Annotated in this window: 11 protein-coding genes; 6 read left to right on the top strand and 5 right to left on the bottom strand. The window is 58.0% G+C overall.

Annotation, left to right across the window (positions count from 1 at the left end):
- The first annotated feature begins 239 nt into the window (after positions 1–239).
- Together ACZ5RG_RS02800 and ACZ5RG_RS02795 are read left to right on the top strand one after the other, a co-directional pair.
- Positions 240–3,113 (top strand): DNA methyltransferase, encoded by a 2,874-nt coding sequence (locus ACZ5RG_RS02800; protein WP_464447731.1) that lies wholly within the window; start codon positions 240–242, stop codon positions 3,111–3,113.
- A gap of 117 nt (positions 3,114–3,230) precedes the next feature.
- Positions 3,231–5,198 (top strand): AAA family ATPase, encoded by a 1,968-nt coding sequence (locus ACZ5RG_RS02795; RefSeq protein WP_464447730.1) that lies wholly within the window; start codon positions 3,231–3,233, stop codon positions 5,196–5,198.
- Positions 5,199–5,336: 138 nt separating this feature from the next.
- Here ACZ5RG_RS02795 and ACZ5RG_RS02790 read toward each other — a convergent pair whose 3' ends face one another.
- Both ACZ5RG_RS02790 and ACZ5RG_RS02785 read right to left on the bottom strand, forming a co-directional pair.
- On the bottom strand, positions 5,337–5,714 hold the full coding sequence (locus tag ACZ5RG_RS02790; RefSeq protein ID WP_464447729.1) for a helix-turn-helix domain-containing protein: 378 nt from the start codon (positions 5,712–5,714) through the stop codon (positions 5,337–5,339).
- A 17-nt stretch (positions 5,715–5,731) separates the two neighbouring features.
- Positions 5,732–6,040: a type II toxin-antitoxin system HigB family toxin gene (locus ACZ5RG_RS02785; RefSeq protein WP_464447728.1), complete on the bottom strand. Its 309-nt coding sequence runs from the start codon at positions 6,038–6,040 to the stop codon at positions 5,732–5,734.
- Between the two features lie 155 nt (positions 6,041–6,195).
- Here ACZ5RG_RS02785 and ACZ5RG_RS02780 point away from each other — a divergent pair, with 155 nt between their 5' ends.
- Both ACZ5RG_RS02780 and ACZ5RG_RS02775 read left to right on the top strand, forming a co-directional pair.
- Positions 6,196–6,573: an antitoxin gene (locus ACZ5RG_RS02780; RefSeq protein ID WP_464447727.1), complete on the top strand. Its 378-nt coding sequence runs from the start codon at positions 6,196–6,198 to the stop codon at positions 6,571–6,573.
- Positions 6,570–6,977 carry a type II toxin-antitoxin system VapC family toxin gene (locus ACZ5RG_RS02775; protein WP_464447726.1) on the top strand — a complete coding sequence of 136 codons (408 nt, stop codon included), beginning with the start codon at positions 6,570–6,572 and terminating at the stop codon, positions 6,975–6,977. Before ACZ5RG_RS02780 ends, ACZ5RG_RS02775 begins: the two co-directional genes overlap by 4 nt.
- A gap of 17 nt (positions 6,978–6,994) precedes the next feature.
- Here ACZ5RG_RS02775 and ACZ5RG_RS02770 read toward each other — a convergent pair whose 3' ends face one another.
- The 3 genes from ACZ5RG_RS02770 to yaaA all read right to left on the bottom strand — a co-directional run bounded on the left by ACZ5RG_RS02770 (position 6,995) and on the right by yaaA (position 10,679).
- Positions 6,995–8,941: an AAA domain-containing protein gene (locus ACZ5RG_RS02770; RefSeq protein ID WP_464447725.1), complete on the bottom strand. Its 1,947-nt coding sequence runs from the start codon at positions 8,939–8,941 to the stop codon at positions 6,995–6,997.
- Positions 8,942–9,030: 89 nt separating this feature from the next.
- Complete coding sequence (gene queF / locus ACZ5RG_RS02765; RefSeq protein ID WP_298601333.1) at positions 9,031–9,900, bottom strand: NADPH-dependent 7-cyano-7-deazaguanine reductase QueF; 870 nt, start codon at positions 9,898–9,900, stop codon at positions 9,031–9,033.
- A gap of 2 nt (positions 9,901–9,902) precedes the next feature.
- Positions 9,903–10,679: a peroxide stress protein YaaA gene (gene yaaA / locus ACZ5RG_RS02760; RefSeq protein WP_464447724.1), complete on the bottom strand. Its 777-nt coding sequence runs from the start codon at positions 10,677–10,679 to the stop codon at positions 9,903–9,905.
- Here yaaA and ACZ5RG_RS02755 point away from each other — a divergent pair.
- Positions 10,678–11,427, top strand: a complete 750-nt coding sequence (locus tag ACZ5RG_RS02755) for a pseudouridine synthase (RefSeq protein ID WP_464447723.1) — start codon at positions 10,678–10,680, stop codon at positions 11,425–11,427. The genes yaaA and ACZ5RG_RS02755 overlap by 2 nt on opposite strands.
- A 439-nt stretch (positions 11,428–11,866) precedes the next feature.
- The gene (locus ACZ5RG_RS02750) at positions 11,867–12,988 is read left to right on the top strand and encodes an NADH:flavin oxidoreductase/NADH oxidase (RefSeq protein WP_464447722.1); all 1,122 of its coding nucleotides are present in this window, start codon (positions 11,867–11,869) and stop codon (positions 12,986–12,988) included.
- Positions 12,989–13,003 lie beyond the last annotated feature (15 nt).

The raw sequence follows: 13,003 nt of genomic DNA, 5'->3' as shown, positions 1-13,003 counted from the left end.
CCGAGCGACAGCTAAATGCTAGTCATGCCAAGCAAAAGTAAACGTCTGTCATCCCGAGCAAAAGTAAACGTCTGTCATCCCGGGCGAAGACCCGGGATCCATCCCCCAACCACGGCAACAACGTGTCCCTGACATCTGCAAACCTCACAGGGCCAGATCAATAAATACATCCGAGGTGTCACCCCAGACAAAAACCGAGAACTTTCATATACGATTCAGGCTCACTTTACGAGCACTTAATGGGCCTTAATTGGAACGAAATCAAATCCAGAGCATTGCTTTTCAGCAAGACCTGGGCCGACGCCAGCAATGAAGACAGCGAAGCCAAGCCCTTCTGGATCGACTTCTTTGAAATCTTTGGCATCACCAACAAACGCGTCGCCACGTTCGAGTTGCACGTCAAAAAACTAGGCGGTGCACAAGGCTTTATGGACCTGTTTTGGCCTGGCGTGCTGTTGGTCGAACACAAATCGCGCGGCAAAAGCCTCGATGCCGCCATGGACCAAGCCATTGGCTACCTGCACAACCTGGTCGAGCGTGACCTGCCGCAGTTGGTGATCGTGTGTGACTTTGCCCACTTTCGGGTGCACCGCCTGGCCACGGGCGAGACGATGGCGTTTGAGCTGCGGCACCTGCACAAACACATCAAGCATTTTGGCCTGCTGGCAGGCTACAAGGTGCAAGACATCCAGGCCGAAAACCCGGTCAACATCAAAGCCGCGATGGCGCTGGGCCGCCTGCACGACGCCCTCAAAGACAGTGGCTACAGCGGCCACGCGCTCGAGGTGCTGCTGGTGCGTTTGTTGTTTTGTTTGTTTGCCGACGACACCGGCATTTTTCAGCCCGCGCAATCGTTCAGAGACTTTGTCGAAGAACGCACCGCGCCCGACGGCTCAGACCTCGGCCCGCGCTTGGGGCAACTGTTTCAGGTGCTCAACACGCACGAAAGCCAGCGCAACAAAAACACCGACGAACAACTGGGCCAATTCGCCTACATCAACGGCCGCCTGTTTGAAGAAACCCTGCCCATGGCCGACTTCAGCACCGCCATGCGCGAAGCCCTGCTGGACGCCTGCGGGCTCGACTGGTCGGCCATCAGTCCGGCCATTTTTGGCAGCTTGTTCCAAAGCATCATGGACGAAAAAGCCCGCCGCAACCTGGGCGCGCACTACACGTCTGAGGCCAACATCCTCAAACTCATCAAGCCCTTGTTTTTGGACGAACTGCATGCCGAGTTTGAGCGCATCAAAGGCAACCGCAACAAGCTGTTTGAGTTTCACAAAAAACTGCGGCAGCTGACGTTTTTTGACCCCGCCTGTGGGTGCGGCAACTTTTTGGTCATCAGCTACCGCGAACTGCGCGAGCTGGAACTGAAGGTGCTGCGTGCCGACAACGAGCTCAGCGAACACAGAGGCCAACTGGCGGTGGACGTGCATGGCCTGATCGGCGTGAACGTGGACCAATTCTTTGGCATCGAGATCGAAGAGTTCCCGGCACAAATTGCCCAAGTAGCCCTGTGGCTGGTAGACCACCAAATGAACCTGCGCGTGAGCGTGGAGTTTGGCCTGTACTTTGCCCGCGTGCCACTGGTCAGCTCGGCCAGCATCCGGCACGCCAACGCGCTGCGGCTGGACTGGAGCGAAGTGCTGCCTGCGGAGCGGTGCAGCTATGTGCTGGGCAATCCGCCGTTTTTGGGCAAGACCTACCAAAGCAAAGAACAAAAAGCCGACTTGGGCGCCGTGATGCACGGCATACATGGCGCGGGTGATCTGGACTTTGTGTGCGGCTGGTACGTGCTGGCCGCCCGTTACACAAGGCCAGCGACCCCGTGTCATGCCGGGCTTGAACCGGCATCCATGCCCCGATGCGCATTTGTGTCAACCAACAGCATCACCCAAGGCGAACAAGTGGCCGTGCTCTGGGGCGAAATGCAGCGCCTGGGCATGCACACCCACTTTGCACACCGCACCTTTCAGTGGAGCAACGAGGCCAGCGGCAAAGCCGCCGTGCATTGTGTGATCGTGGGCTTTGGCCCCGAAGATCAAGCCGTCAAAACCATCTACGAATACGAAGACATCAAAGGCCTGCCGCATGCCGTGCCTGTTAAGCGCATCAATGCGTATTTGGTGGATGCACCAAACGTTTTTCTGAACAAACGCCGCACGCCCATTTGCGCTGTGCCTGAAATGACCAATGGCAGCAAACCCACAGACGGGGGCAACTTGCTGCTGGACGATGAAGACAAAGCGGCCCTGCTGGCCGCGGAGCCACAAGCAGCTGAATGGATTCGACCTTATCTGATGGGCGACGAATTCATCAATAGCATTTCCCGATGGTGCTTATGGTTGGTAAATGCGTCACCAGCTGTTTTGCGTTCAATGCCACACGTAATGAAACGGGTCGAGGCCGTTCGAGCGATGAGGAGTTCAAGCACCGACGCGCAAACACAAAAGGATGCCAACAATCCGACGCAATTTCAGAAAATTCGCCAACCACTGACATCCCGGTACTTGGCCATCCCTAAGGTTTCTTCCGAGCGCCGCCAATTCATCCCCATCGGCTATCTAGACAGTAACGTCATCTGCGGTGACAAAATTTTCTTTGTCGACGACGCCTCACTGTTCACCTTTGGGGTGCTCACCAGCACGATGCACAACGCCTGGATGCGTTACACCTGTGGACGTTTGAAAAGCGATTACAGCTACTCCAACACCATCGTCTACAACAACTACCCCTGGCCCGGCTTCGCTAGCGAGCCACTCAGCGACAAACACCGCATCGCCATCGAACAAGCCGCCCAATGCGTGCTCGACGCCCGCGCCCAATTTGCAAGCTCGTCACTGGCCGACCTCTACGACCCGCTGACCATGCCCCCGGCCCTGCTCAAGGCCCACCAAAAACTAGACACCGCCGTAGACGCCGCCTACCAACCCAGCGGCGGCAAAAAGTCCTACGCATCCGACGCCGAACGCGTGGCCTTCCTCTTCGATTTGTACCAACGCATCACCAGCTTGCTGCCTGCGCCAACCGCTAAGAAAACACGCAAATCCATAGCCGCATACGTTCCACCTTTCGGCTGCGCATCAGAGGACTCGAACGTTACGCGCCAATAAAGTTAATCACATGAGCACATGTCGCAAATTAAGCGCTCCACAGCAGCCGAGATCTGAAAAAGCTCGCGGCCATTTTCAAATTTTGATTCAACAGCACGTCATTAAGGAAAGCTTGCCATGAAACTAACAAAAGTCCGCGTCCAGAACTATCGGTCCGTTGAGGACAGCGAAGAATTTGAAATCGGCGATCTCACCTGCCTTGTCGGCAAGAATGAAGCGGGAAAGACCACGCTGCTGAGCGCCATGCGGGGACTCAAACCTTCGCAGCCCTTCGAATTTGATGAGGTCATCGACTACCCGCGGCGTTTTTCAACCCGATTTGACGACCGCCATGAAGATGGAACGGCAGAGGTGATCCGGACATGGTGGCGTCTTGAAGATACGGACAAGGCCGCTGTCGAAAAGCGCTTTGGTGCCGGAGTATTGAAGAGCGACACTTTCCAAGCCCACTTTGGATTCCGGTTTAAGGACGATAGTCGCATATGGACGATTGATGTCGATAGTGCCAAGGTTCTGGAAAACATGGTGTGCAAGCATGCCCTCGATGAAACTGAACGCAGCGTTATTCATGGTGTCACCACTGGGCCTGCCGCAGACGAGGCGCTTTCGGCGCTGACAGAGAGAACGCTCAAGCAAGAGGCTTTGTTACAGGACATTAAGAATAGTCGGGAGTCGAGCTTTATTAAGGGAGTGATCGATATCTTGTCGCCGAGGCAGCCGAAGTTTTTCTTCACATCTCACTTCGAGCGGATGTCCGGCATGGTCTCAATCGAGAAGCTCCAACTGGACAAGAAGAACGGCTCCGTCTCAGTCGGGGACGAAATATTCCTCGACTTTCTCGAATACGCAGGCACCACTCTGGAGGACTTGAAAAATGTGGACCGCCGCGAGGAGCTGAAAGCCAAGTGCGAGGCCGCAAGTAACGAAATCACCGAGGAAATATTCCAGTTCTGGAGCCAAAACAACGCACTGGAAGTTGTTATCGAGATCGATAACGCCAAGCCCAAGGACCCGGCCCCGTTCAACACGGGTATGGTCGCCGACATTCGAATTAAGAACAACAACCACAAGGCGACGCTCCCCCTGTCTGAGCGCAGTGCGGGTTTTGTCTGGTTTTTCTCATTCCTTGCCCAGTTCAAGCAGCTCAAAAAGACACCGGGCCATGCAAATGCCATCATTTTGTTGGACGAGCCCGGCCTGACCTTGCATGGCAAGGCACAAGGCGATTTACTGCGCTACATTGTCGAGCGGCTACTGCCGGACCACCAGGTCATCTTCACCACCCACTCGCCCTTCATGGTTACGATGGACCGCCTTGCCGATGTCCGAATCGTGGAGGACGTAGTTATCGACAAGCCTGGCAAGCGTCCTGAGGTAAAGGGAACAAAGGTGCGATCCGACGTGCTGGAGGTCAAAGACGACACGCTATTCCCGCTCCAAGGTGCTTTGGGCTACGAAGTTACCCAGTCGCTGTTCATCGGTGCCAATACTTGGTTGGTTGAAGGCCCATCGGACATCCTTTACCTGCAAGTCCTGTCACAAGCATTGACCAAGCGCCGGCGCGTTGGAATCGACCCCAAGTGGACCTTGTGCCCATCGGGTGGTATCGACAAGATTGCACCGTTTGTTAGGCTGTTCGGCGGCAACCATATTAATGTGGCGGTGCTTTCCGACATCGCCAATGGTGACAAGTCCAAGATCGAAAACTTGAAGAAGGCCGACATCCTTAAAGCCGGGCATTTCTACACCTGCGCGGACTTCACGAATCAGACCGAATCGGATGTTGAGGACTTGTTTGAATCCGACCTGTTCGTCGAGATGCTTAATGGCGCATACAAGCCGCCTGCGGCCAACGTGGTGACGAACGATGCACTGATTTCGGCTGCACCAACCCCGCGTATCGTCAAGAAGGCGGAGGCGCTTTTCAAGCTGATGCCCGTGTCGGTAGCCGAGTTCGATCACTTCGGAGCCTCGCGCTGGCTATTGGAGAACCCGTCCATTTTGGATGCCGATACTCCAGCGATTAACGCGACTCTCGACCGGTTCGAGGAAGTGTTCAAGGCATTTAATGCCTTATTGGCATAGGCGGCCCTAAAAAACGGATGACTGCAACGCGTAGACAAATCGCCCACCACCAGCAACTTGCGCCGTGCGCGGGTCATGCCCACGTTCATGCGGCGGATGTCAGACAGGAAGCCGTCTCGCCTTGGGGGTTGCTGCGCGTCAACGGGATGTATTGGCGTTTTCCGTGATGAGCACTTGCGCAGAGATACCCAAGCCTTTGTTCAAGTTTCGGATCATGCGCAGCGTGAGGGGGCGTTTGTGGCTGAGCACTTCATACACGCGGTTGGGCTGCCCGATCATCGGCTCAAGGTCTTTGATCGACAGGCCTGCTTGGTCCATGCGGAATTTGATGGCCTCCACGGGGTCTGGCAGATCAATCGGATGGTGCTTGCGCTCATAGGCCTCAATCAAGGTTGAGAGCACATCCAGGCGTTCGCCTTCGGGTGAGTCAGGCGATGGGTCTTGGTCCACCAGCGCTGACACCACGCGCAGTGCTGCGCGGCAATCTTTTTCTGTGCGGATGGGGGTGATTTCCATGATGTTCTCCTTGACACTCACGACTGAGCCACTGAGGCCGTATCGACCTTGTCGTATTCGGCATGTGTGCCCACAAACTTGATGTAGGCGATTTGCATCCGGTACGCAAAGGCGACGATGAGACGGTACTTGTTCCCGGCAATGTTGAAGACGATCCGGTTGTTGCCAACGATGCTGGCGTTTCCGTATTGAAATTTGACATCGCCCGGGGATTTCCATTCGGCCCGGCAGGCTTCACCGTACCAAGTTTTCAAGGCTTCTTCTGCGTCACCGCGCCCGGGCTTTTCCCAGAATGTCTTGAGTGTGGATACGGCAATGACTCGCATGGCGGCATTTTAGTCCCGAATTGGGACTGATGACATACAGCGCTCTTTTGGGGTGGCCATCAGATTCCCGTCAAGAGCAATACAGGCTTTGACCGAATGCCTAGACTGGTGATAAAGTAGGTACGTTTTCATGCATACATTCGAAGGAGGGTGCCATGCTCGCTACCGCCAAAGTTTTTACCAACGGCCACAGCCAGGCTATTCGCTTGCCCAAGGCATTTCGCGTGGATGTCGATGAAATGTGGATTGCCCGCAACGAGGTAACGGGAGAGATCTCGCTCAAGCCCAAGGACACGGAAACATTGCGCCAGCGTCGGCTGGATGCGCTGATGACCGCAATTACAGACAACCCATTGCCCGACAACTTTTTGTCGGATGACAGCCGGCAAAACCATTCACCCAAAAATCCTTTTGCGGATTGGGATACGCCAACAGCCCCTAAAGCCTCCGCAAAAGCAACGGCCAAAGCCTCCGCAAAAGCAACGGCCAAAGCCTCTGCTAAACGCACCGCCAAAACCAAGGCCCGCAAGTGATCAAGTACTTGGTCGATACCAACATCTTGGGCTACTTTGCACGCAACAGCTCTGCCGCGCTGCAAACGCGCATGTTGGCGGCGCTCAAAAAGCAGGAAATCGCCATCTCCGCCATCACCCGCGCCGAAACTCGATTTGGGCAAGCACTGCTGCAAGCCGAAGACAAACGCCGCCGAATCATTGATTTGCTGCTCAATGAGATTCCAGTTTTGCCATGGACGCTGGAGGCCGCAGACCGCTATGGAGAAATTGCCGCCCACCTACAACAAACCGGGCAGCCCATTGGCGAAATGGACACCCAAATCGCCGCGCATGCATTGGCGCTGGGCCTGCCCTTGGTGACCCACAACACACGGCACTTTAAGCGAGTGGTGGGCTTGAAACTTGAAGACTGGATGACCTGAAAAGTCGAGCTAGCCATCTATTCAACGACTATTGGGACGGCACGATAGCCCCCCACCCCCTTCACATAAGCCAGCAACTCCCCAAAAAACGGATGTCTGCAAAGCGTGGACGAATCGCCGACCAGCAGCAGCTTGCGCCGTGCGCGGGTCATGCCCACGTTCATGCGGCGGATGTCGGACAGGAAGCCGATCTCGCCTTGGGGGTTGCTGCGCGTCAAGGTGATGGCAATGATGTCGCGCTCTTGGCCCTGAAACGAATCGACGGTGCCCACGCTGAGCCTGCGTTGCAGCAGCAAACCATTCAGCACTTCGCTGTCTTCGATGGCGTCTTTCAAATAATTGATTTGGGCGCGGTACGGTGCGATCACGCCAATGGTCAGCGGGCGCTGGTCTGGGTCGGTGGGTTCGCCTGGTTCCGACAGTTGGGCCAGCAGCTGCGCCAGGCGCTCCAGCAGCAAGTGGGCTTCTTCGGGGTTGGCGGTTGAACGGCTTTCGGGGATGGCCAGTTCTTGATAGCCACAGCCCGCCGTGTCGATGAATTCCACAGGCAGGTCGGGTGCAAAGCGCGGGTCATTAAAGCGCGGGTCATACGCAGCCAAGTCGGCATGGCGCACGCTAGGGTGTGGCACCAGTTGGCCGCCATAAAACTTCTCTGAGCTGAACCCCATGATGTGCGCGTGCATGCGGTATTGCACGGTGAGCATGCGGGCCGTTTGCGGCTGCCGCTGGATGCACTTTTCAAACAGGGTTTCGCGCAGGCCTTCGCGGGCCGCTTTTTCGCTTTTCACGGTGGGCGGCAACTGGTGGTGGTCGCCCGCCAAAACAATGCGCTGGCCCTTGGCAATCGGAATCCAACAACCCGGCTCCAAGGCCTGGGCGGCTTCGTCAATAAAGACAGTCTCAAAGCTCAGGTGGCGAATGTGGCGGTTGTTGGCACCCACCAGCGTGCAGGTGATGACCTGCACCGATTCGAGCACGTCTTCGGTCATGAAGCGCTCTAAATCGTCGGCGGCTTGTCGCAGCGTGCGTGCTTCTTCTCGCAGCCATTGGCGTTGCTGTCGCTCCTCAAAACCAAAGTTGCGCACACGTTCACTGGCAGTCTCGCGATGTTGCTCAGCGGTTTGGCGCATCGCGTGCATCTTGGCGTAGCTGGCGTGGGCCATCACCCCGGCATCGAGCGTGTGCTTGAGCAGCAGGTCTGACACACGGCTGGGGTTGCCCATGCGGATCACATTCACACCGCGCTCGGCCAACTTTTCTGTCAGCAGGTCTACGGCCGTGTTGGAGGGGGCGCACACCAGCACGCGCCGCTCACGCCGTATGGTTTCAAGAATGGCCTGCACCAGCGTGGTGGTTTTGCCCGTGCCGGGCGGGCCGTGGATGATGGCCACGTCTTGGGCCGCGATCACATGGCGCACAGCCGCCAGCTGCGAATCGTTGAGCGCACTCGGGTAAAACAGGTCGTCGGCTTTTTGCTCTCGAAAGCTGGCCTGCCTGGCCCCCAGCAGCACGTCGCGCAGTTCGGCCAAGCGGTTGCCGTGTGCGCCCATGACGTCACCCAGAGCCTGGTGCATCTCGCGGTAGCTCACCTCGTCAAACGTCAGGTCAATGCCCAGCGCGCTGCCGTCCAGCACCCAATCGGGCAGCGACTCTTTGGTGGTGGCAAACAGCAGTTTGTTGCGCCGCACGCTGGTCACCACGCCGCTCAGCACGGGCCGGTCAGGCCCTGAGTAGCCGGGCGCACTGCTGAACACACAGGCGTTTTTCCCGACCTGAAACAAATGCAGGTCTTGCCGATGCGCAGGACGCTCTAGCTCCAGCACCACCTTGCCACCAAAACCGATGTCTTCTTGGGTGATGGTGACGGGGTACCAGGTCAAGCCGCGCCGACGGCGCTCTTTGATGCTGGCACTGGCGTTTTTGAGTTTGAATTGCGCTTGGTCTTCCTTTTGCTCAAGTTGCATGAGTGCACGCACATGGCGTAACTCATGTTGAACAGCGCAAGGAGCGGTGGGGGTCAAGTCAGATAAAGGCATCGACCCGGCGGCCTGATTCACTGCCGCGCCGTGCGCACGTTCGGCGGCACCGCCCCCGGATGGCTGGTGCGCCAGGGGTTGATGTCCAGCCCCCCACGGCGGGTGTAGCGGGCATAAACCGTGAGCTTGGTCGGTTTGCAGCGCGTCCAGATGTCCATGAAGATGCGCTCGACGCATTGCTCATGAAACTCGTTGTGGTTGCGAAAACTCACGATGTATTGCAGCAAGCCCGCTTGGTCAATTTGTGGGCCGCTGTAGGTGATTTGCACACTGCCCCAATCGGGCTGGCCGGTGACCAGGCAATTGCTTTTGAGCAAGTGGCTGACCAGCGTTTCTGACACCGGCAGTTCTTCGGCGTTGGCGGTCAGCAAATCGGGTGCGGGCTGGTAGCGGCTGCACTCGATGTCCATGCGGTCGAGGTTCAAACCGTCCAACTCGTGCACGGGCTCGGCGTCAAATTTTTCTTGCAACAGCAGCTTGACACCCACACTGGCCTGCACCACGCCACCGTGCCAAATGGCTGTGCTGATGTCGCGGCGAATCAAATCGCGCACCACATCGGCGCTTTCAAGCCGCGTGTTGTTGAAGCTGTTGAGGTAGAGCTTGAAGGACTTGCTTTCGACAATGTGCGTGCTTTCGGCAGGCACCGTGATGTGCGCCAAGGCCACCTGTGGCTTGCCTTTGGGGTTGAGCCAGGACAGCTCAAACGCGGTCCACAAATCGGCCCCAAAAAACACCGGCTGCCCGGTGACCCCGATCTCGGACCGCTTGGTGGCGCGAGGAATCGGGAACAGCAAACTGGCGTCGTACTGGTCGACATAGGCGCTGGTCTTGCCCAGCTGCGATTGTTCCGGGGTGTGCTCGGGGGTGTGCTCTGGAGAGTTCATGCTCATGCTTGCACCTTGCGTCGAAAAACCAAACGGTCAGGCTCAGACACCTGCGGGTCGTAGGCATAGCCCGCCAGATCAAAGCCAAGCAGGCCTTCTGGGTGGCTGATTTTGTTCTGAATGGCATACCGCGCCATCAAGCCCCGCGCCCGCTTGGCGTTGAAACTGATGATTTTGTATTTGCCGCCCTTGAAGTCTTCAAACACGCACTCGATCACGCGGGCTTTCAGGGTTTTGCGGTCGACCGACTTGAAATACTCCTGCGAAGCCAGGTTGACGATGACCGGGGTTTTGTCTTTGGCCAGCTGGGCGTTGAGGTACTCGGCAATTTGCGACCCCCAAAACTTGTAGAGGTTGCTGCCCTGGTCGGTTTGCAGCGAGGTGCCCATCTCCAGGCGGTAGGGCTGCATCCAGTCCAGCGGGCGCAGCACGCCATAAAGCCCACTCAAAATGCCCACATGGCTTTGCGCCCATTGCAGCTCTTGGGCATTCAAGGTCTTGGCGTCCAGGCCGTCGTACACATCGCCATTGAAGGCCAGCACGGCTTGCTTGGCGTTTTTGGCAGTGAACTTTGGTGCCCAAGCTTCGTAGCGGGCCACGTTCAAAGCCGACAGTGCGTCCGACAAGTCCATCAATTCGGCAATTTGCTGGGGCGATTTTTGGCGCAGCACCTCGATCAGGGCCTGCGATTGCGGCACAAACTGGGGCAGCGTGTGCGGCACATCGCCTGCGGGGGTTTCGTAATCCAGAGATTTGGCGGGTGACAATAAGAACAACATGCTCGACATCCTTTACCTCGACGATTATCTTGCAGCCGTGACCAAGCCGCCCGGCCTGTTGGTGCATCGCACTGGTCTGGACGCGGGTGAAACCCGGTTTGCCCTGCAAATGCTGCGTGACCAGCTGGGCCGCCCGGTGTGGCCCGCGCACAGGTTAGACAAAGGCACCAGCGGTGTGCTGCTGTTTGCCCTGAACCAAGAGACCGCCCGTTTGTTGGGCCAAGCCTTTGAAAGCGGCCAAAACCTGCAAAAGACCTACCGCGCCATGGTGCGCGGCTGGCCAGCCGATGCGGGGCTGATCGACCACGCACTGAAACGCATGCCCGACGACATGCGCACCGAGCGCCTTGAATCGCAGCCCGCCCAAAGCCGCTTTACCACCCTGCGCCGCTTCGAACTGCCCTTGCCCCAGCAAGGCTTTGCCAGCACCCGCTGCGCCGAAGTGGCCCTGCAGCCGCTGACGGGCCGCCGCCACCAGTTGCGCCGCCACATGAAACACATCGCCCACCCGATCTTGGGCGATGCCACGCACGGCAAGGGCCCGCTCAACCGGGCCGTGGCCGACTTGATCGGGCTGCAACGGCTGTGGCTGCATGCCGAAAGCCTGGCACTGCCCCACCCCATCAGCGGCCAGTTGCTGCAACTGGCATCGCCCTTACCAGCGGAATGGACACTTTGGGACACCTTTGCACCTGCCCAACCAATTGTCATCCCGGGCTTGCCTAAGCAATCGTCATCCCAGGCTTGACCCGGGATCCATCCCCACTTGACCCGCCGAACGTCATCCCGGGCTTGCCCAACCAACTGTCATCCCGGGCTTGACCCGGGATCCATCCCCGCTTGACCTTCCGAACGTCATCCCGGGCTTGCCCAACCAATCGTCATCCCGGGCTTGCCCAACCAACTGTCATCCCGGGCTTACCCAAACAACTGTCATCCCGGGCTTGACCCGGGATCCATCCCCGCTTGGCCTTCCGCCCTGCGCAAAAACCAACACATGGACCCCGGATCAAGTCCGGGGTGACAGGGGCGTGAGTCACGTCCAGAGTGACAAGCGTGTGAATCAAGTCCGGGGTGACTGGGGTGATGTCACCCAACGGATAAGCATCCTCGCGGTTTTCCATAAGATGCGAGGTTCAGACTGTTATCGCTTGCCAAGCCGCAACACAACACCTACAACCAGCCCCATGAGCCTGCTCTTCACGCCCTTCACCTTCAACGCGCCATCGGGCCCGCTCACCTTGCCCAACCGCATCGTGATCGCGCCCATGTGCCAATACTCGGCCGAGAACGGCCAGGCCACCGACTGGCACCTGACACACTGGGCCAACTTGCTCAACAGCGGTGCAGGCTTGTTCACCATCGAAGCCACAGCGGTGTCGGCGGTCGGTCGCATCAGCCCCGGCTGCCTGGGCCTGTGGGACGACGCCACCCAAGCCGCTTTGGCAGACAAACTGCACCGTGCCCGCCGCCTGGCTCCGCAAATTCCCGTGTGCATTCAGATCAGCCACGCTGGCCGCAAGGCATCGAGCGCAGCCCCCTGGAACGGTGGCATGCTGATCGCTCCCGCCGATGGTGGCTGGCAAACCGTGGCGCCCAGCGCCCTGCCCCACTTGCCGCAAGAAGCCGCGCCCACCGAGCTGAGCCTGGCCGACATCGCGCAAATCAAGGCCGACTTTGTGAACACCGCTTTGCGCAGCCACGCTTTGGGCATCGAGGCCATCGAGCTGCACGCCGCACACGGCTATTTGCTGCACCAGTTTTTGTCACCCATTTCCAACCAACGCACCGACCAATACTGTGGTTCGTTTGAAAACCGCATCCGTTTTCCGTTGGAAGTGTTCAAAGCCGTGCGCGAAGCTTTTGGCGGCACGCTGGGCATGCGCATCTCGGGCACCGATTGGGTCGATGGGGGCTGGACGATCGAAGAAACCGCCGAGTTGTCCGTGCGGCTCAAGCAAGCCGGAGCGCAGTTCGTTCACATCTCGTCGGGCGGCGTGTCGCCTTTGCAAAAAATCGCCATTGGTCCCGAATACCAGGTGCACTTGGCCAAAGCAGTCAAAGCCGCATCGGGCCTGACCACCATCGCCGTCGGCCTGATCACCGAAGCCGAGCAGGCCGAAGCCGTGCTGCAACGCGGCGATGCCGACCTGGTGGCGCTGGCCCGCAGCTTTTTGTACAAACCGCGCTGGGGCTGGGAAGCGGCTGTGGCATTGGGCGGCACCGTCGATGCGCAACAGCAGTACTGGCGCAGCTTGCCCCGCGAGGCCAAAAACATTTTCAACGACGCCAAAATCGGCATGCGCTGATTTCTGACCTTCCCC

The organism is Limnohabitans sp. TEGF005, assembly GCF_055394835.1.
The sequence above is the reverse complement of the archived record's forward strand: the minus strand, read 5'-3'. Positions and strand labels throughout refer to the sequence as shown.

Excerpts from the sequence above, each read along its gene's own strand:
- ACZ5RG_RS02785 (WP_464447728.1), bottom strand. The coding sequence starts at position 6,040 with ATGCGAGTCATTGCCGTATCCACACTCAAGACATTCTGGGAAAAGCCC.
- ACZ5RG_RS02750 (WP_464447722.1), top strand. The coding sequence starts at position 11,867 with ATGAGCCTGCTCTTCACGCCCTTCACCTTCAACGCGCCATCGGGCCCG.
- ACZ5RG_RS02800 (WP_464447731.1), top strand. The coding sequence starts at position 240 with ATGGGCCTTAATTGGAACGAAATCAAATCCAGAGCATTGCTTTTCAGC.
- yaaA (WP_464447724.1), bottom strand. The coding sequence starts at position 10,679 with ATGTTGTTCTTATTGTCACCCGCCAAATCTCTGGATTACGAAACCCCC.
- ACZ5RG_RS02790 (WP_464447729.1), bottom strand. The coding sequence starts at position 5,714 with ATGGAAATCACCCCCATCCGCACAGAAAAAGATTGCCGCGCAGCACTG.
- ACZ5RG_RS02795 (WP_464447730.1), top strand. The coding sequence starts at position 3,231 with ATGAAACTAACAAAAGTCCGCGTCCAGAACTATCGGTCCGTTGAGGAC.
- ACZ5RG_RS02755 (WP_464447723.1), top strand. The coding sequence starts at position 10,678 with ATGCTCGACATCCTTTACCTCGACGATTATCTTGCAGCCGTGACCAAG.
- queF (WP_298601333.1), bottom strand. The coding sequence starts at position 9,900 with ATGAACTCTCCAGAGCACACCCCCGAGCACACCCCGGAACAATCGCAG.
- ACZ5RG_RS02780 (WP_464447727.1), top strand. The coding sequence starts at position 6,196 with ATGCTCGCTACCGCCAAAGTTTTTACCAACGGCCACAGCCAGGCTATT.
- ACZ5RG_RS02770 (WP_464447725.1), bottom strand. The coding sequence starts at position 8,941 with ATGCAACTTGAGCAAAAGGAAGACCAAGCGCAATTCAAACTCAAAAAC.